General features: G+C 70.5%; 15 protein-coding genes. 14 read left to right on the forward strand and 1 reads right to left on the reverse strand.

The annotated features are described in order from the left end of the window. Window positions 1–4 precede the first annotated feature (4 nt). The 12 genes from murF to ALMP_RS23445 all read left to right on the forward strand — a co-directional run bounded on the left by murF (window position 5) and on the right by ALMP_RS23445 (window position 12,566). A complete protein-coding gene (gene murF / locus ALMP_RS23390; protein WP_264931383.1) occupies window positions 5–1,420 on the forward strand; it encodes a UDP-N-acetylmuramoyl-tripeptide--D-alanyl-D-alanine ligase in 1,416 nt (471 codons plus the stop codon). After that, window positions 1,417–2,490 (forward strand): phospho-N-acetylmuramoyl-pentapeptide-transferase, encoded by a 1,074-nt coding sequence (mraY, locus tag ALMP_RS23395; protein ID WP_264931384.1) that lies wholly within the window; start codon window positions 1,417–1,419, stop codon window positions 2,488–2,490. Before murF ends, mraY begins: the two co-directional genes overlap by 4 nt. Continuing rightward, entirely contained in the window at window positions 2,472–3,890 is a 1,419-nt protein-coding gene (gene murD / locus ALMP_RS23400; protein ID WP_264931385.1) for a UDP-N-acetylmuramoyl-L-alanine--D-glutamate ligase, read from the forward strand. The genes mraY and murD overlap by 19 nt, the downstream gene beginning before the upstream one ends. Window positions 3,891–3,957: 67 nt before the next feature. Then, window positions 3,958–5,316 (forward strand): putative lipid II flippase FtsW, encoded by a 1,359-nt coding sequence (gene ftsW / locus ALMP_RS23405; protein WP_264931386.1) that lies wholly within the window; start codon window positions 3,958–3,960, stop codon window positions 5,314–5,316. Between the two features lie 6 nt (window positions 5,317–5,322). Next, entirely contained in the window at window positions 5,323–6,420 is a 1,098-nt protein-coding gene (gene murG, locus ALMP_RS23410) for an undecaprenyldiphospho-muramoylpentapeptide beta-N-acetylglucosaminyltransferase (RefSeq protein ID WP_264931387.1), read from the forward strand. A gap of 26 nt (window positions 6,421–6,446) precedes the next feature. After that, complete coding sequence (locus tag ALMP_RS23415; RefSeq protein ID WP_264931389.1) at window positions 6,447–7,241, forward strand: cell division protein FtsQ/DivIB; 795 nt, start codon at window positions 6,447–6,449, stop codon at window positions 7,239–7,241. A 288-nt stretch (window positions 7,242–7,529) separates the two neighbouring features. Further along, the gene (gene ftsZ / locus ALMP_RS23420; RefSeq protein WP_264931391.1) at window positions 7,530–8,729 is read left to right on the forward strand and encodes a cell division protein FtsZ; all 1,200 of its coding nucleotides are present in this window, start codon (window positions 7,530–7,532) and stop codon (window positions 8,727–8,729) included. Continuing rightward, window positions 8,726–9,454, forward strand: a complete 729-nt coding sequence (gene pgeF, locus ALMP_RS23425; protein WP_264931394.1) for a peptidoglycan editing factor PgeF — start codon at window positions 8,726–8,728, stop codon at window positions 9,452–9,454. Before ftsZ ends, pgeF begins: the two co-directional genes overlap by 4 nt. 6 nt (window positions 9,455–9,460) lie before the next feature. Continuing rightward, window positions 9,461–10,180, forward strand: a complete 720-nt coding sequence (locus ALMP_RS23430; protein ID WP_264931396.1) for a YggS family pyridoxal phosphate-dependent enzyme — start codon at window positions 9,461–9,463, stop codon at window positions 10,178–10,180. A 128-nt stretch (window positions 10,181–10,308) separates the two neighbouring features. Further along, a complete protein-coding gene (locus ALMP_RS23435) occupies window positions 10,309–10,950 on the forward strand; it encodes a cell division protein SepF (protein ID WP_020129926.1) in 642 nt (213 codons plus the stop codon). Window positions 10,951–11,025: 75 nt separating this feature from the next. Next, entirely contained in the window at window positions 11,026–11,310 is a 285-nt protein-coding gene (locus ALMP_RS23440; protein WP_055633825.1) for a YggT family protein, read from the forward strand. 53 nt (window positions 11,311–11,363) lie between these two features. Beyond that, on the forward strand, window positions 11,364–12,566 hold the full coding sequence (locus tag ALMP_RS23445) for a DivIVA domain-containing protein (RefSeq protein ID WP_264931402.1): 1,203 nt from the start codon (window positions 11,364–11,366) through the stop codon (window positions 12,564–12,566). A 143-nt stretch (window positions 12,567–12,709) separates the two neighbouring features. Here ALMP_RS23445 and ileS read toward each other — a convergent pair whose 3' ends face one another. After that, window positions 12,710–15,865: an isoleucine--tRNA ligase gene (gene ileS / locus ALMP_RS23450; protein WP_264931403.1), complete on the reverse strand. Its 3,156-nt coding sequence runs from the start codon at window positions 15,863–15,865 to the stop codon at window positions 12,710–12,712. A 395-nt stretch (window positions 15,866–16,260) separates the two neighbouring features. Between ileS and ALMP_RS23455 the strand changes: the two genes are divergently transcribed. Next, window positions 16,261–17,193, forward strand: coding sequence for a TraR/DksA family transcriptional regulator (locus tag ALMP_RS23455; RefSeq protein WP_264931404.1), 933 nt, complete (start codon window positions 16,261–16,263; stop codon window positions 17,191–17,193). 67 nt (window positions 17,194–17,260) lie between these two features. Next, window positions 17,261–17,899, forward strand: a complete 639-nt coding sequence (lspA, locus tag ALMP_RS23460; protein ID WP_264931405.1) for a signal peptidase II — start codon at window positions 17,261–17,263, stop codon at window positions 17,897–17,899. The last annotated feature ends 39 nt before the right edge of the window (window positions 17,900–17,938 follow it).

The following is a 17,938-nucleotide window of genomic DNA, read 5'->3' on the forward strand; positions in this document are numbered from 1 at the left end:
ACTTGTGATCGCCCTCTCCCTCGCCGAGATCGCAGCAGTCGTCGGCGGGCAGACGTACGACATACCGGATCCGTCCGCGCAGGTCACCGGACCGGTGGTCCGGGACTCCCGCGAGGCGGGCCCCGGCAGCCTCTTCGTCGCCTTCGTCGGCGAACGCGTGGACGGCCACGACTTCGCCGAGGCGGTCGTTGCGGCCGGCGCGGCGGCCGTGCTGGCGTCGCGGCCCGTCGGCGTGCCGGCGATCGTCGTGGACGACGTCCAGACGGCGCTCGGCGCCCTCGCGCGGCACGTCGTGCGCAAGCTCGGCACGACCCTCGTCGCCCTCACCGGCTCGGCCGGCAAGACCAGTACCAAGGACCTCATCGCCCAGGTGCTGCGGCGCAAGGCGCCGACGGTGTGGACGCCCGGCTCCCTCAACAACGAGATCGGGCTGCCGCTGACCGCTCTGTCCGCCACCGAGGAGACCAAGTTCCTCGTGCTGGAGATGGGCGCCCGCGGCATCGGCCACATCCGCTACCTCACCGAGCTGACGCCCCCGCGCATCGGCCTCGTCCTCAACGTCGGCAGCGCCCACATCGGCGAGTTCGGCGGCCGCGAGCAGATCGCGCAGGCGAAGGGCGAACTCGTCGAGAGCCTTCCGCCGGCGGATGAAGGCGGCGTCGCGATCCTCAACGCGGACGACCCGTTGGTACGGGCCATGGCCTCCCGTACGAAGGCGAAGGTGCTCCTTTTCGGAGAGTCCGACGAAGCGGACGTACGGGCCGAGAACGTGCGACTCACGGACAGCGGACAGCCCGCCTTCAGCCTTCACACACCCTCCGGGTGCAGCGACGTGACCATGCGCCTGTACGGTGAGCACCACGTGTCGAACGCGCTCGCAGCGGCCGCCGTCGCCCATGAGCTGGGCATGTCCGTAACTGAGATCGCCACCGCGCTCTCCGAGGCGGGCTCCCTCTCCCGCTGGCGGATGGAGGTCACCGAGCGCCCGGACGGCGTGACGATCGTCAACGACGCCTACAACGCGAACCCCGAGTCCATGCGTGCCGCTCTGCGCGCGCTGGCGGCCATGGGCACGGGGCGGCGGACCTGGGCGGTGCTCGGCAAGATGGCCGAGCTCGGGGACGAGGCGCTCGCCGAGCACGACGCGGTCGGACGGCTCGCCGTCCGGCTCAACGTCAGCAAGCTCGTCGCGGTCGGGGGCAGGGAAGCCGCCTGGCTGCAACTGGGCGCATATAACGAGGGTTCGTGGGGTGAGGAGTCGGTGCACGTGTCCGACGCACAGGCGGCGGTCGACCTGTTGCGCAGCGAGTTGCGCCCGGGAGACGTCGTACTCGTGAAGGCGTCCCGTTCGGTCGGCCTCGAGAGCGTCGCGCAGGCGCTGCTCGCGACCGGTGCCGAGGGTGAGGTCGCCGCCCGATGATGAAGCAGATCCTGTTCGCGGGAGTCATTGGCCTCTTCCTGACGCTGATCGGCACTCCGCTGCTGATCAAGCTGCTGGCCCGCAAGGGCTACGGCCAGTACATCCGCGACGACGGCCCGCGCGAGCACGCCAGCAAGCGCGGTACGCCCACGATGGGCGGTATCGCCTTCATCCTGGCGACCATCGCCGCGTACTTCCTCTCCAAGCTCATCACGGGCAAGCCGCCGACCTACTCCGGTCTGCTGGTGCTCGGCCTGATGTTCGGCATGGGCCTCGTCGGCTTCCTGGACGACTACATCAAGATCGTCAAGCGGCGTTCGCTGGGTCTGCGGGCCAAGGCGAAGATGGCCGGCCAGCTGCTCGGCGGCATCGCCTTCGCCGTGCTCTCGCTCCAGTTCGCGGACGCCCGCGGCAACACCCCGGCCTCCACGAAGCTGTCGTTCATCACGGACTTCGGCTGGACGATCGGCCCGGTGCTGTTCGTCGTCTGGGCGCTGTTCATGATCCTCGCCATGTCCAACGGCGTGAACCTGACGGACGGTCTGGACGGCCTCGCCACCGGCGCCTCCGTGCTGGTCTTCGGCGCCTACACCTTCATCGGCGTCTGGCAGTACCAGGAGTCCTGCGCCAACGGCGAGACGCTGACCAACCCCAACGCCTGCTACGAGGTGCGCGATCCGCTCGACCTCGCGGTCGTCTCCGCCGCGCTGATGGGGGCCTGCCTCGGCTTCCTGTGGTGGAACACCTCGCCGGCCAAGATCTTCATGGGGGACACCGGTTCGCTGGCGCTCGGCGGTGTGCTCGCCGGTCTCGCGATCTGCTCCCGCACCGAGCTGCTGCTGGCCATCCTGGGCGGCCTGTTCGTCCTCATCACCATGTCGGTGGTCATCCAGGTCGGCTCGTTCCGCCTGACCGGAAAGCGCGTCTTCCGGATGGCACCGCTCCAGCACCACTTCGAACTCAAGGGCTGGTCCGAAGTCCTTGTCGTGGTCCGCTTCTGGATCATCCAGGGCATCTGCGTCATCGTCGGACTGGGTCTCTTCTACGCGGGATGGGCAGCAGAAAAGTGACCGAATGGCAGGGGAAGAACGTCACCGTCGCCGGACTCGGCGTCTCCGGCGTCCCGGCGGCCAAGGTGCTGCACGGGCTCGGCGCGCGGGTCACCGTCGTCAACGACGGCGACGACGCACGCGCGCGTGAGCAGGCCGCCGAGCTGGAGGCGCTCGGCATCACCGTGCGCCTCGGTGACGGGGCGACCCTGCCCGAGGGCACCGAGCTGATCGTCACCGCTCCCGGCTGGAAGCCGGACAAGCCGCTGTTCACGGCGGCCGAGGCGGCCGGCGTGCCCGTGTGGGGCGACGTCGAACTCGCCTGGCACCTGCGCGGCCCCGACGCCGCGCCCTGGCTCGCCGTCACCGGCACCAACGGCAAGACCACGACCGTCCAGATGCTCGCCTCCATCCTCAAGGCGGCGGGCCTGCGCACGGCGGCCGTCGGCAACATCGGCGTCTCGCTGCTGGACGCGGTCCTCGGCGAGGAGCGGTACGACGTCCTCGCCGTGGAGCTCTCCAGCTACCAGCTGCACTGGGCGCCGTCCCTGCGCGCCCACTCCGCCGTCGTCCTCAACCTCGCCCCCGACCACCTCGACTGGCACGGCTCCATGGAGGCGTACGCCAAGGACAAGGGCCGCATCTACGAGGGCAATCGGGTCGCCTGCGTCTACAACGTCGCCGACAAGGCCACCGAGGACCTGGTGCGCGAGGCGGACGTCGAGGAGGGCTGCCGGGCCATCGGGTTCACGCTCGGCACGCCCGGCCCGTCCCAACTCGGCGTTGTGGACGGCATCCTGGTCGACCGCGCCTTCGTCGAGAACCGGCAGAAGAACGCCCAGGAGCTCGCCGAGGTCTCCGACATCACCCCGCCCGCCCCGCACAACGTCGCCAACGCCCTTGCCGCGGCGGCCCTCGCACGCGCCTTCGGGGTGCCCGCCAAGGCCGTACGGGACGGCCTGCGGGCCTTCACCCCGGACGCCCACCGCATCGCCCACGTGGCGGACGTGGACGGCGTCGCGTACGTCGACGACTCCAAGGCGACCAACACCCACGCGGCGGAGGCGTCGTTGGCGGCGTACGGTTCGATCGTGTGGATCGCGGGCGGCCTCGCCAAGGGCGCGACCTTCGACGAACTGGTCGCCAAGTCGGCCGAGCGGCTGCGCGGGGTCGTCCTCATCGGTGCCGATCGGGCGCTGATCCGGGACGCCCTCGCGCGACACGCCCCGGAAGTACCCGTCGTCGACCTCGACCGGACCGACACTGGGGCGATGCTCGCGGCGGTCCAGGAGGCCCGGCGCCTCGCCGTCGAAGGCGACACGGTGCTGCTCGCCCCGGCCTGCGCCTCCATGGACATGTTCGCCAACTACAACCAGCGCGGTGACGCGTTCGCGGAGGCCGTTCGCGAACTCGGAGCCTGACCCGGCCGCCTGCCGGGCGGACCTTGGGAGGGACGCGTGGGACCGTCGACGTTCAGCGGAGGCCTCGGTGCCCGGTAGCCGTACGGGCCGGCCGCCCGTGCAGCGGCCCGTCCGACGGCCCGCCGCCCGGCCTCAGCGCGACAACCCGCTCCTGCGGCTCCACACCCGCGCGCGCAAGGCCTGGGACCGGCCGCTGACCGCCTACTACCTGATCCTCGGCGGCAGCGCGCTGATCACCGTGCTGGGTCTGGTGATGGTCTACTCGGCCTCGCAGATCACCGCGTTGCAGATGTCGCTGCCGGGGTCGTTCTTCTTCCGCAAGCAGTTCCTGGCCGCCGTCATCGGCGGGGTGCTGCTGCTGATCGCCTCCCGGATGCCGGTGAAGCTGCACCGGGCGCTGGCCTACCCGATCCTGGCGGGCGCCGTCTGTCTGATGGCGCTGGTGCAGGTGCCGGGGATAGGCATGGCGGTCAACGGCAACCAGAACTGGATCTCGCTCGGCGGCTCCTTCCAGATCCAGCCCAGCGAGTTCGGCAAGCTCGCCCTGGTGCTGTGGGGCGCCGACCTGCTCGCCCGCAAGCAGGACAAGAGGCTGCTGGCGCAGTGGAAGCACATGCTGGTGCCGCTGGTGCCGGTCGCCTTCATGCTGCTCGGGCTGATCATGCTCGGCGGCGACATGGGCACGGCGATCATCCTGACGGCGATCCTGTTCGGCCTGCTGTGGACGGCGGGCGCGCCCACCCGGCTCTTCGTCGGCGTGCTCTCGATCGCCGCCGCGATCGGTGTGATCCTGATCAGGACCAGCCCCAACCGGATGGCCCGCCTCCAGTGCATCGGCGCCACCGACCCCGGACCGGGCGACGCCTGCTGGCAGGCCGTGCACGGGATCTACGCCCTGGCCTCCGGCGGGATCTTCGGCTCCGGGCTCGGTGCGAGTGTGGAGAAATGGGGCCAACTCCCCGAAGCGCACACCGACTTCATCTTCGCCGTCACCGGTGAGGAACTGGGCCTCGCGGGGACGCTGTCGGTGCTCGCCCTCTTCGCGGCTCTAGGCTATGCGGGTATCCGCGTGGCCGGACGCACGGAGGACCCCTTCGTGAGGTATGCCGCGGGAGGTGTGACCACCTGGATCACGGCCCAGGCCGTGATCAACATCGGTGCGGTGCTCGGTCTGCTGCCGATCGCCGGCGTCCCCCTCCCGCTGTTCTCCTACGGGGGATCCGCCCTGCTGCCGACCATGTTCGCCATCGGGCTGCTGATCGCCTTCGCGCGCGACGAGCCCGCTGCGCGGGCGGCGCTTGCGATGCGGCACCCCCGCTTTGGTAGAAAGCGGGGGGCTGGGGGCTTCGTGCCTGATCGGAGTCCCCGGAGATGGAACACGATGAGACGGCGTGCCTCGGCGGCGCGCCCGTCCGGAGAGCGGTGAATTTCGGTGCATGTCGTACTCGCTGGTGGGGGGACCGCCGGCCACATCGAGCCCGCGCTCGCCCTCGCGGACGCCCTGCGCAGGCAGGACCCGACCGTGGGCATCACGGCCCTGGGCACGGAGCGCGGCCTGGAGACCACGCTCGTTCCCCAGCGGGGTTACGAGCTGGCGCTGATCCCGGCGGTGCCGCTGCCACGCAAGCCCACCCCCGAGCTGATCACCGTCCCGGGCCGGCTGCGCGGCACGATCAAGGCGACCGAGCAGATCCTGGAGCGCACCAAGGCCGACGCCGTCGTCGGCTTCGGCGGGTACGTGGCCCTGCCCGGCTACCTCGCCGCCAAGCGCCTGGGCGTGCCGATCATCGTCCACGAGGCCAACGCCCGCCCCGGCCTGGCCAACAAGATCGGCTCCCGGTACGCCGCCCAGGTCGCTGTCTCCACGCCCGACAGCAAGCTGCGCAACGCCCGATACATCGGCATCCCGCTGCGCCGCTCCATCGCGACCCTGGACCGCGCCGCCGCCCGTCCCGAGGCCCGCGCGATGTTCGGCCTCGACCCGAACCTGCCCACGCTGCTCGTCTCCGGCGGTTCGCAGGGCGCCCGCCGCCTCAACGAGGTGGTCCAGCAGGTCGCCCCGTGGCTCCAGCAGGCCGGCATCCAGATCCTGCACGCGGTCGGCCCGAAGAACGAACTGCCGCATGTCCAGCAGATGCCGGGAATGCCCCCGTACATCCCGGTACCGTACCTGGACCGGATGGACCTCGCGTACGCCGCCGCCGACATGATGCTCTGCCGCGCGGGCGCGATGACCGTCGCCGAGCTCTCCGCCGTCGGGCTCCCGGCCGCCTACGTCCCGCTGCCCATCGGCAACGGTGAACAGCGGCTGAACGCCCAGCCGGTGGTCAAGGCCGGCGGCGGACTGCTGGTCGACGACGCGGAACTGACCCCCGAGTGGGTCCGGGAGAACGTCCTGCCCGTGCTGGCCGACCCGCACCGGCTGTACGAGATGTCCCGCGCCGCCGGTGAGTTCGGCCGCCGGGACGCGGACGACCTGCTCGTCCGCATGGTGTACGAGGCGATCGCCGCCCACCGTGCACACCACTAGGCACGTTTGAACGAAGGGCAGGGAGCGTGGCCGGATCCGCCACCGCCGAGCGCGGTGCACGCCAGCAGGAGTCGTCCGGCCCGCCCCTGGTCCGCCGGTGGGGTCCGCGCCGACTTCGTATGATCATCATCCTCGCGCTGGCCGTCGTCCTTCTCGGCACGGGCGTCGTCTGGGTGTTGTACGGCTCGCAGTGGCTGCGCGTGGAGCGGGTCTCCGTCTCCGGCACGCGCGTGCTGACCCCGGACCAGGTGCGCGAGGCGGCGGACGTCCCGGTCGGGTCGCCGTTGGTCTCCGTCGACACCGGCGCGATCGCGGCACGGCTGCGCGCGAGGCTTCCCCGCGTCGACTCGGTCGACGTGGTCCGTTCCTGGCCCGGCGAAATCGGCCTGAAAGTGACCGAGCGCAAGCCCGTTCTGCTGGTTCAAAAGGGGCGCAACTTCGTGGAAGTGGACGACAAAGGCGTCCGGTTCGGCACGGTTTCCCAAGCCCCTCAGGGCGTGCCGCTGCTGGAATTCGCACTCGCCCCGTCGAGTTCGGCCTCCGCCAGCCTGCGGCGCTTCGGCGAGGACCGGCTGGTCCGGGAGGCGGTGAAGGTCGTCGGTGACCTTCCGTCCGCCGTCGCCAGGCACACCCGGAGCCTCAAGATCCGTTCCTACGACGACATCTCGCTGGAGTGGGACGACGGCCGCACGGTCGCGTGGGGGAGCGCCGAGAAGGGCGTCGCGAAGGCCCGTACGCTCGCCGCTCTGCTGAAAGCCTCCCCCGGCGCACGGCACTTCGATGTCAGCGTTCCCACGGCCCCGGCGTCAGCGGGGAGTTGACGCACATCCGCGCAGGCCAGCACCCTGGTTGGGCAGCGACACGGCTGATCACATAGGGTGAAAAGAAAAACGGGAGGTTCGGCGTGTTCGTTGAACGGGCGCCACTTGTCGACTTAGTGTCCTGTTCAGAAGACTCCAAGGAACAGACACACTGGTAACCCTAAACTTCAGCGTTAGGGTTCGGGTCGGCGAAACGGACCGTCCCATTCGGCATCAGTCGCCGGAGCGCGGAGCGCAGGAGCGCCTCGCGGGCCGACGACACGTAACTCGAGGCGAGAGGCCTTCGACGTGGCAGCACCGCAGAACTACCTCGCAGTCATCAAAGTCATCGGTGTCGGCGGCGGTGGTGTCAATGCCATCAACCGGATGATCGAGGTCGGTCTCAAGGGCGTCGAGTTCATCGCCATCAACACCGACGCGCAGGCGCTGTTGATGAGCGACGCCGACGTCAAGCTCGACGTCGGCCGCGAACTCACCCGCGGACTCGGCGCCGGAGCCAACCCGGCCGTCGGCCGCAAGGCCGCCGAGGACCACCGCGAGGAGATCGAGGAGGTCCTCAAGGGGGCCGACATGGTCTTCGTGACGGCCGGTGAAGGCGGCGGCACCGGCACCGGCGGCGCGCCCGTCGTGGCCAACATCGCACGCTCCCTGGGCGCCCTCACCATCGGCGTGGTCACGCGCCCGTTCACCTTCGAGGGACGGCGCCGCGCCAACCAGGCCGAGGACGGCATCGCCGAACTCCGCGAAGAGGTCGACACCCTCATCGTCATCCCGAACGACCGGCTGCTGTCCATCTCGGACCGCCAGGTCTCCGTCCTGGACGCCTTCAAGTCGGCCGACCAGGTCCTCCTCTCCGGTGTCCAGGGCATCACCGACCTCATCACCACCCCCGGCCTCATCAACCTCGACTTCGCCGACGTCAAGTCGGTCATGTCCGAGGCCGGCTCCGCCCTCATGGGCATCGGCTCGGCCCGCGGCGACGACCGCGCGGTGGCCGCCGCCGAGATGGCGATCTCCTCCCCGCTCCTCGAGGCCTCCATCGACGGCGCCCGCGGCGTGCTGCTCTCCATCTCCGGCGGCTCCGACCTCGGTCTGTTCGAGATCAACGAGGCCGCCCAGCTGGTCAGCGAGGCCGCCCACCCCGAGGCCAACATCATCTTCGGCGCGGTCATCGACGACGCCCTCGGCGACGAGGTCCGCGTCACCGTGATCGCGGCCGGCTTCGACGGCGGTCAGCCGCCGGCCCGCCGGGACAACGTCCTCGGTTCGGCCTCCGCCTCAACCTCCCGCCGCGAGGAGCCCGCCCCGGCGCGGCAGCCCGAGAGCCGCCCCTCCTTCGGGGCCCTCGGCAGCGTCACGCCGAAGGAGGAGCCGGAGCCGGCGCCCGAGCCGGTGGCCGACCTCCCGGCCTCCCCGGCGGTCCCGCCGTCGCGGACCTTCTCGGACAGCGCGGCCGAGGAGCTGGATGTGCCGGACTTCCTGAAGTGATAGGACAGCGCGGACACGTGAGCGGCGCGCACTTCGCCTTCACCGATCGGTGGGGCGGGGTGAGCGCCGCTCCGTATGAGGAGCTCAACCTCGGCGGCGCGGTCGGCGACGACCCCGACGCCGTACGGACCAACCGCGAGCTGGCGGCCAAGACACTCGGACTCGACCCCGCGCTGGTCGTCTGGATGAACCAGGTGCACGGCGACGGCGTGGCCGAGGTCGACGGACCCTGGGGCGAGCGTCCGGTGCCCGAGGTCGACGCGATCGTCACCACCCGACGGCAGCTCGCCCTCGCGGTGCTGACCGCCGACTGCACACCCGTCCTGCTCGCCGACCCGGTCGCCGGAGTCGCCGCCGCGGCCCACGCCGGCCGGCCCGGCATGGTCGCCGGGGTCGTCCCCGCCGCCGTGGAGGCGATGGTAAAGCTCGGCGCCGAGCCGTCCCGGATCGTCGCCCGCACCGGGCCCGCCGTCTGCGGCCGGTGCTACGAGGTGCCGGACGCGATGCGCGCCGAGGTGGCCGCCGTCGAGCCGGCGGCGTACGCCGAGACGAGTTGGGGCACGCCGGCGGTCGATGTGACCGCGGGGGTGCACGCGCAGCTCGAGCGGCTCGGGGTGCACGACCGGGAGCAGTCGCCGGTGTGCACGCGGGAGTCGCAGGACCACTTCTCGTACCGCCGCGACCGCACCACCGGGCGACTCGCGGGATATGTCTGGCTGGACTGATGGGGCATGACGGACCGTAAGGGCGAACTCGCCGGGAATCTGGCGAAGGTGGAGGAGCGCATCGCCGCGGCGTGCGCGGCCGCCGGACGCAAGCGCGAGGAAGTGACCCTCATCGTGGTCACCAAGACCTACCCGGCGAGCGATGTGCGGATCCTGTCGGAGCTCGGCGTGCGCCACGTCGCCGAGAACCGTGACCAGGACGCGGCGCCGAAGGCCGCGGCTTGCTCGGATCTGTCCCTTTCCTGGCACTTCGTGGGTCAGTTGCAGACCAACAAGGTGCGATCGGTGGTCGGTTACGCGGATGTCGTGCAGTCCGTCGACCGTTCCCGGCTGGTGACGGCCCTGTCGAAGGAGGCCGTCCGGGTCGGGCGCGAGGTCGGCTGCCTGATCCAGGTCGCGCTCGACGCGGGCGAGAGCGCGCGGGGCGAGCGGGGTGGCGTGGCGCCCGGCGGGATCGAGGAGTTGGCCGCGCTCGTCGCCGGCTCGCCGGGGCTGCGGCTTGACGGACTGATGACCGTCGCACCTCTGACCGGGGAGTACGCGGGCCGCCAACGGGCCGCGTTCGGGCGGTTGATGGATTTGTCGACTGACCTGCGCCGAGCCCATCCGGCTGCGAACATGGTCTCGGCAGGGATGAGTGCGGACCTCGAGGAGGCCGTGGCGGCCGGGGCGACACATGTGCGCGTCGGCACTGCGGTACTCGGAGTCCGCCCCAGGCTCGGGTAACGTCGCCAGGAAGTCGGACCACAGCAGAAAATATGGTCATTGCCGTCGAAAGGCGGGCGGGAGGACCACGTGGATCGCGGGACTTGGCAGTCGTCAGCCGATCCACCACAGAGCGGAGGACTCAGAGCATGGCCGGCGCGATGCGCAAGATGGCGGTCTACCTCGGCCTCGTGGAGGACGATGGGTACGACGGCCGGGGATTCGACCCCGATGACGACTTCGAACCCGAGCTCGACCCGGAGCCCGAGCGCGACCACCGACGGCACGAGCCGTCACACCAGTCGCATGGCGCACACCAGTCCCAAAGGGACGAAGAGGTGCGTATCGTACAGCCGCCCGCGCCTCGCGAGCCGGTGGCCAGATCCGCTTCGCTCGGCGCGGAATCCGGCCGTCCGGCGCGCATCGCGCCCGTGGCATCCATCACACAAGAACGTCAGTCCCTGGAGAAGAACGCACCGGTGATCATGCCCAAGGTCGTGTCCGAACGAGAGCCGTACCGGATCACCACGCTCCACCCCCGGACCTACAACGAGGCCCGTACCATCGGGGAACACTTCCGTGAGGGCACCCCGGTGATCATGAATCTGACTGAGATGGATGACACAGACGCGAAGCGACTTGTCGACTTTGCGGCCGGTTTGGTGTTTGGTCTTCACGGCAGCATCGAGCGGGTGACGCAGAAGGTGTTCCTGTTGTCGCCTGCTAACGTCGATGTCACGGCGGAGGACAAGGCCCGCATCGCAGAGGGCGGGTTCTTCAACCAGAGCTGAGACGTAACACCGGAAACAGCGGTACACAGCAGTACACACAGAGCACGGGAAACAGGGGAGAGGGAAGCACCGAACATGGGCGTGGTCCTTGATGTCGTCTACATCGCGCTGATGGTCTTCCTCATCGTGCTCATCTTCCGGTTGGTCATGGACTACGTCTTCCAGTTCGCCCGCTCATGGCAGCCCGGCAAGGCGATGGTGGTCGTTCTGGAGGCCACCTACACTGTCACCGATCCACCGCTCAAGCTTCTGCGGCGGGTCATCCCGCCGCTACGTCTCGGGGGCGTGGCGCTCGACCTGTCCTTCTTCGTACTGATGATCATCGTCTACATCCTGATCTCGATCGTGAGCCGGCTGTGAGCGATGTGAACTACCGTCTTGCCGAATGCCGACGACTACGTTGAGGTGAAGAGATGCCGTTGACCCCCGAGGACGTGCGGAACAAGCAGTTCACGACCGTCCGCCTCCGAGAAGGCTATGACGAGGACGAGGTCGATGCCTTCCTCGATGAGGTCGAAGCCGAACTGACGCGCCTGCTCCGGGAGAACGAGGACCTGCGCGCCAAACTGGCCGCGGCCACGCGTGCTGCTGCCCAGAACCAGCAGAACATGCGCAAGCCTCCGGAGCCGCAGGACCAGCAGCAAGGCGGTATGCAGCAGCAGGGCGGTATGCAGCAGGGCGGTATGCAGCAGGGTATGCCGCAGCAGCAGGGCATGCCGCAGCAGGGTATGCCGCAGCAGGGCATGCGAGGTCCGGGCGCTCCGGTGCCCGCCGGCATATCGGGCCCGCCGCAGCAGCAGATGGGTGGCCCCATGGGTGGTCCGCCCCAGCTGCCGAGCGGTGCCCCGCAGCTGCCCGCCGGCCCCGGCGGCCAGGGCCCGCAGGGTCCCGGTCCGATGGGTCAGGGCCCCATGGGTCAGGGGCCGATGGGCGGCCAGCCGCCCATGCAGCAGCAGATGGGTGGCCCGATGGGCGGCCCCATGGGTGGCCCGATGGGCGGCCCCGGTCAGGGCCCCGGTGGCGACAGCGCCGCCCGTGTCCTCTCGCTGGCCCAGCAGACCGCCGACCAGGCGATCGCCGAGGCCCGTTCCGAGGCCAACAAGATCGTCGGCGAGGCGCGCAGCCGCGCCGAGGGTCTGGAGCGTGACGCCCGTGCCAAGGCCGACGCGCTGGAGCGGGACGCGCAGGAGAAGCACCGCGTCGCGATGGGCTCCCTGGAGTCCGCCCGCGCCACGCTGGAGCGCAAGGTCGAGGACCTGCGCGGCTTCGAGCGCGAGTACCGCACCCGCCTGAAGTCGTACCTGGAGTCGCAGCTGCGTCAGCTGGAGACCCAGGCCGACGACTCCCTGGCTCCGCCGCGCACCCCGGCCACGGCCTCCCTGCCGCCGTCCCCGGCGCCCTCCATGGCACCGGCCGGCGCCAGCGCCCCGTCCTACGGCGGCAACCAGGGCATGGGCGGCGCCCCGAGCCCGGCGGCCCCGTCCTACGGCGGCCAGCAGCAGATGTCGCCGGCGATGACCCAGCCGATGGCTCCGGTCCGGCCGCAGGGCCCGTCGCCGATGGGCCAGGCCCCCTCGCCGATGCGCGGTTTCCTCATCGACGAGGATGACAACTGACGGCCAGTAGTACGCCTTAGGCGTCGGCAGCGTTCAAAAGGGCGGGCCCCGGATTCGATCCGGGGTCCCGCCCTTTTTACGCGTGTTGACGACGGTGACGGTGGGACCCGCGGGCCTGTGGTCGGTTGCGGCCGTCCCACGCCTCACCCCCGTGCCTCATGCCACGCCTTGCGCAGGCGGAAGGTCAGGGTGAGGCTCTCGTCCGTGAACGGGGGGCCGTAGGTGTCGTCCGCGTCGCCCTGGGTGAAGTCCGTGGCGAGGACCTCGTCGGCGATCAGGGCGGTGTGCGCGGTCAGCGCGTCGACGGTGGCCGGGTCGGTCGCCGTCCAGCGCAGGGCGATCCGGTCGACCACGTCCAATCCGCTGTTCTTGCGGGCTTCCTGGATCAGACGGATCGCGTCACGGGCCAGGCCCGCGCGGTGCAGCTCCTCGGTGATCGCCAGGTCGAGGGCTACCGTCGCGCCGGAGTCGGAGGCCACCGACCAGCCCTCGCGCGGGGTCTCAGTGATGATCACCTCCTCCGGTGCGAGGGTGATCGTCTCGCCGTCGACCTCGACCGTCGCCGTGCCCTCGCGCAGGGCCAGGGAGAGCGCGGCCGCGTCGGCGGCGGCCACGGCCTTCGCCACGTCCTGGACGCGCTTGCCGAACCGCTTGCCCAGGACGCGGAAGTTCGCCTTCGCGGTGGTGTCCACCAGGCTGCCGCCGACCTCGCTCAGCGACGCCAGCGACTCGACGTTCAGCTCCTGCGCGATCTGCGTGCGCAGCTCGGGGGAGAGGGCGTCGAAGCCGGTGGCCCCGATCAGGGCGCGGCGCAGCGGCCGGCGGGTCTTCACACCCGACTCCGCGCGCGTGGCGCGGCCCAGCTCGACCAGCCGGCGGACCAGGGCCATCTGCCGCGACAGCTCCGGGTCGACCGCCGAGAGGTCCGGCTCCGGCCAGGACGCCAGGTGCACGGACTCCGGGGCGCCCGGGGTGACCGGAACCACCAGGTCCTGCCAGACCCGCTCGGTGAGGAACGGGATCAGCGGGGCCATCAGCCTGGTCACCGTCTCCACGACCTCGTGCAGGGTGCGCAGCGCGGCCTCGTCGCCCCGCCAGAAGCGGCGGCGCGAGCGGCGGACGTACCAGTTGGACAGGTCGTCGACGAAGGCCGAGAGCAGCTTTCCGGCGCGCTGGGTGTCGTAGGCCTCCAGGGAGGCGGTCACCTGCTCGGTGAGCGCGTGCAGCTCGCTCAGCAGCCAGCGGTCCAGGAGCGGGCGTTCGGCGGGGGCCGGGTCGCTCCCCGAGGGCGCCCAGTGCGAGGTACGGGCGTACAGGGCCTGGAAGGCGACCGTGTTCCAGTAGGTCAGGAGCGTCTTGCGGACGACCTCCTGGATCGCGCCGTGGCCGACGCGGCGAGCCGTCCAGGGGGAGCCGCCGGCCGCCATGAACCAGCGGACGGCGTCGGCGCCGTGCTGGTCCATGAGCGGGATCGGCTGGAGGATGTTGCCCAGGTGCTTGGACATCTTGCGGCCGTCCTCGGCGAGGATGTGTCCGAGGCAGACCACGTTCTCGTAGGACGACCTGTCGAAGACCAGGGTGCCGACGGCCATGAGCGTGTAGAACCAGCCGCGGGTCTGGTCGATGGCCTCGGAGATGAACTGCGCCGGGTAGCGGCGCTCGAACAGCTCCTTGTTCCGGTACGGGTAGCCCCACTGCGCGAACGGCATCGAACCCGAGTCGTACCAGGCGTCGATCACCTCCGGCACGCGCGTGGACGTCCTCCCGCAGCCGTCGTGCGGGCAGGTGAAGGTGACGGCGTCGATGTACGGGCGGTGCGGGTCCAGCCCGGACTGGTCGGTGCCGGTCAGCCCGGTCAGCTCCGCGCGTGAGCCGACGACGGTGAGATGGCCGTCCTCGCAGCGCCAGATCGGCAGCGGGGTGCCCCAGTAGCGGCTGCGGGACAGCGCCCAGTCGATGTTGTTGTTCAGCCAGTCGCCGAAGCGGCCGTGCTTGACCGTCCCGGGGAACCAGTTGGTCCTCTCGTTCTCCTGGAGGAGGCGGTCCTTGACGGCCGTGGTGCGGATGTACCAGGACGGCTGCGCGTAGTACAGGAGCGCGGTGTGGCAGCGCCAGCAGTGCGGGTAGCTGTGCTCGTACGGGAGGTGCCGGAGGAGGAGGCCGCGCTGCTGGAGGTCATCGGTGAGTCGTTCGTCCGCCTTCTTGAAGAAGACGCCGCCGACCAGGGGGACGTCCTCGGCGAAGGTGCCGTTTTGGCGGACCGGGTTCACCAGCGGCAGGCCGTAGGAACGGCAGACCCTCAGGTCGTCCTCGCCGAAGGCGGGGGACTGGTGGACCAGGCCCGTGCCGTCCTCGGTGGTGACGTAGTCGGCGTTGACGACGAAGTGCGCCTCGGCGGGGAACTCCACCAGCTCGAACGGACGTTGATAGGACCAGCGTTCCATCTCGGCGCCGGTGAAGGTCTCGCCGGTGGTCACCCAGCCCTCGCCGAGCGCCCGCGCGACGAGCGGTTCGGCGACGACGAGCTTCTCCTCGCCGTCGGTCGCGACGACGTAGGTGATCCCGGGATGGGCGGCGACGGCCGTGTTGGAGACCAGTGTCCAAGGGGTCGTCGTCCAGACCAGGAGGGCGGCCTGCCCGGCGAGCGGACCGGAGGTGAGCGGGAAACGGACGTACACGGACGGGTCGACGACCGTCTCGTAGCCCTGCGCCAGCTCGTGGTCGGACAGGCCGGTGCCGCAGCGGGGGCACCAGGGGGCGACGCGGTGGTCCTGGACCAGCAGACCCTTGGTGAAGATCTCCTTCAGCGACCACCAGACCGAATCGATGTACTCCGGATCCATGGTCCGGTAGGCGTCGTCGAGGTCGACCCAGTAGCCCATGCGGGTCGTGAGTTCGGCGAAGGCGTCGGTGTGCCGGGTGACGGACGCGCGGCACCTGGCGTTGAACGCGGCGATGCCGTACGCCTCGATGTCCTGCTTGCCGGAGAAGCCCAGTTCCTTCTCCACCGCCAGTTCCACCGGCAGGCCGTGGCAGTCCCAGCCGGCCTTGCGAACCACATGGTGGCCGCGCATCGTGCGGAAACGGGGGAAGACGTCCTTGAAGACGCGCGCCTCGATGTGGTGGGCGCCCGGCATGCCGTTGGCGGTGGGCGGGCCCTCGTAGAACACCCACTCGGGGCGGCCCTCGGACTGCTCCAGGCTCTTGGCGAAGATCTTCCTCGCGCGCCAGAAGCCGAGCACCCCGTGCTCCAGGGCGGGCAGGTCGATCTGGGCGGGCACCTGGCGGTATCGCGTCATGGGCCTTCCGCGGCCGGATGCGCCGGCGAGCCCCCTCGTCGGGGACGCGGGGCCGGATCTCCTCGCCCCTGCCTGTCGGCCGCGGCATTCCTCCGCTCTGCCCAGTCTACGGCGCGACACGCGGATGTGGCCGACCGTCGGCGCGGCCCCGGAGGCCGGCGGGGCGGGCCGACCTGGGGTGACCCGAATGGTGAGGGGCGGGGGCTCGGATTCCGGGACGCCGGGCCAGGCGGATTACCCGGCGGGGAGCTGGGCACAACGCATGCAGGCTTGCCGCGCGTCATGCGCGAGGCGGGCGAATCGGGCGGTGTGCCCCGTTGCCGCGGGACTCGAGTCGATTTATCGTCCCAGCACGATTCGCGCGCAAGATCACAATATGTGAAGGGGCCGCGGCCATGGTGGCGAAGAAGACCGCCGTACAGCAGTCGGCGTCCGGCAGGTCCATGCGTGCCTCCGGCGGTGCGGCCGAGGGCCTCGCCGGTGCCGAGGTCGACTCCGGCGTCGATTCCAGGGTCGGCGCCAAGGTCGACGCCAAGGCGACGGCTTCTTCGAGGAAGGCAGCCGCCGAGAAGAAGACGCCCGTCAAGAAGGCCGTGACGAAGAAGGCGGCCGCCGTGAAGGAGACGGCCGCCGTGAAGGGGGCGGCCGCCGTGAAGGGGGCGGTCGTCGGGAAGAAGGCGGCGGCCGCGAAGAAGCAGGCGAAGAAGGCCGTGACCTCGGGGAAGGCCGCGCAGAGCACGGCCACCAAGGCCACGGCCAAGAAGAGCACCAAGAAGACGAGCACCGCGCAGAACAGCACGGCCAAAAAGGTGGGCGCGGCCTCGGCCGCGGAGCAGACGGGAGCCACGACGGTGGTTGCGAAGAAGACTCCTGGCACGGCCACGGCGGCGAAGACCGCCGTTCCCAAGGCACGGCTCGCCGCGGTGGAGCCCGGCGAGCTGGCGGTGCGCCCCGGTGAGGAGCCCTGGACCCCGGAAGAGGTCGCGGAGGCCCGCGCGGAGCTGGAGTCCGAGCAGAACCGGCTGCGCGCGGAGCTGGCCTCGTCCGATGCGGCCCTGGCGGGCCTGATGCGGGACTCGGGGGACGGCGCCGGCGACGACCAGGCCGACACGGGGACGAAGAACATCACCCGGGAGCACGAACTGGCGCTGGCCGCCAACGCGCGCGAGATGCTGATCCAGACGGAACACGCCCTGGAGCGGCTGGACGCCGGCACCTACGGCCTGTGCGAGCACTGCGGAAAGCCCATCGGCAAGGCCCGGATGCAGGCCTTCCCGCGGGCCACGCTGTGCGTGGAGTGCAAGCAGAAGCAGGAGCGGCGGTACTGATCACCCGGCCGGCCGGGGGTGTGCCGTACCCTCGTCCTCAGTCAGGTACCTAGGTTGAGGGACTTACGTGGCAGAGGCGGAGCGCATCATCGGTACTCCGGACACCCCCGAGGCGGCGGGAGCCGGGCCGGAGCCGTCCGAGGAGCACACCGGGCAGCCGGCGTCGGGCGAGTCGTCCGGCGCGGACGCGCCGGCGGCGGACCCGGCCGAGCGGCCCCGCGGCAGGCGCCGGGTCGCCGTGCTGTTCTCGGTCGCGGCGGTCGCGTACGTCCTCGACCTGGTCAGCAAGATGATCGTGGTCGCGAAGCTGGAGCACCACGAGCCGATCGAGATCATCGGTGACTGGCTGCGGTTCGAGGCGATCCGCAACGCGGGCGCGGCCTTCGGCTTCGGCGAGGCCTTCACCGTGATCTTCACGGTGATCGCGGCGGCCGTGATCGTGGTGATCGCCCGGCTCGCCCGCAAGCTGTACAGCCTGCCCTGGGCGATCGCGCTCGGTCTGCTGCTGGGGGGTGCGCTCGGCAACCTCACCGACCGGATCTTCCGCTCGCCGGGCGTCTTCGAGGGCGCGGTCGTGGACTTCATCGCGCCGAAGCACTTCGCGGTCTTCAACCTGGCGGACTCGGCGATCGTGTGCGGCGGCATCCTGATCGTGCTGCTGTCGTTCAAGGGCCTCGACCCGGACGGGACCGTCCACAAGGACTGAGCGCGCGTACGGGACCGTCTCACCCGTCCGGCATACTCG

Source organism: Streptomyces sp. A012304 (assembly GCF_026008495.1).
Lineage (GTDB): Bacteria > Actinomycetota > Actinomycetes > Streptomycetales > Streptomycetaceae > Streptomyces.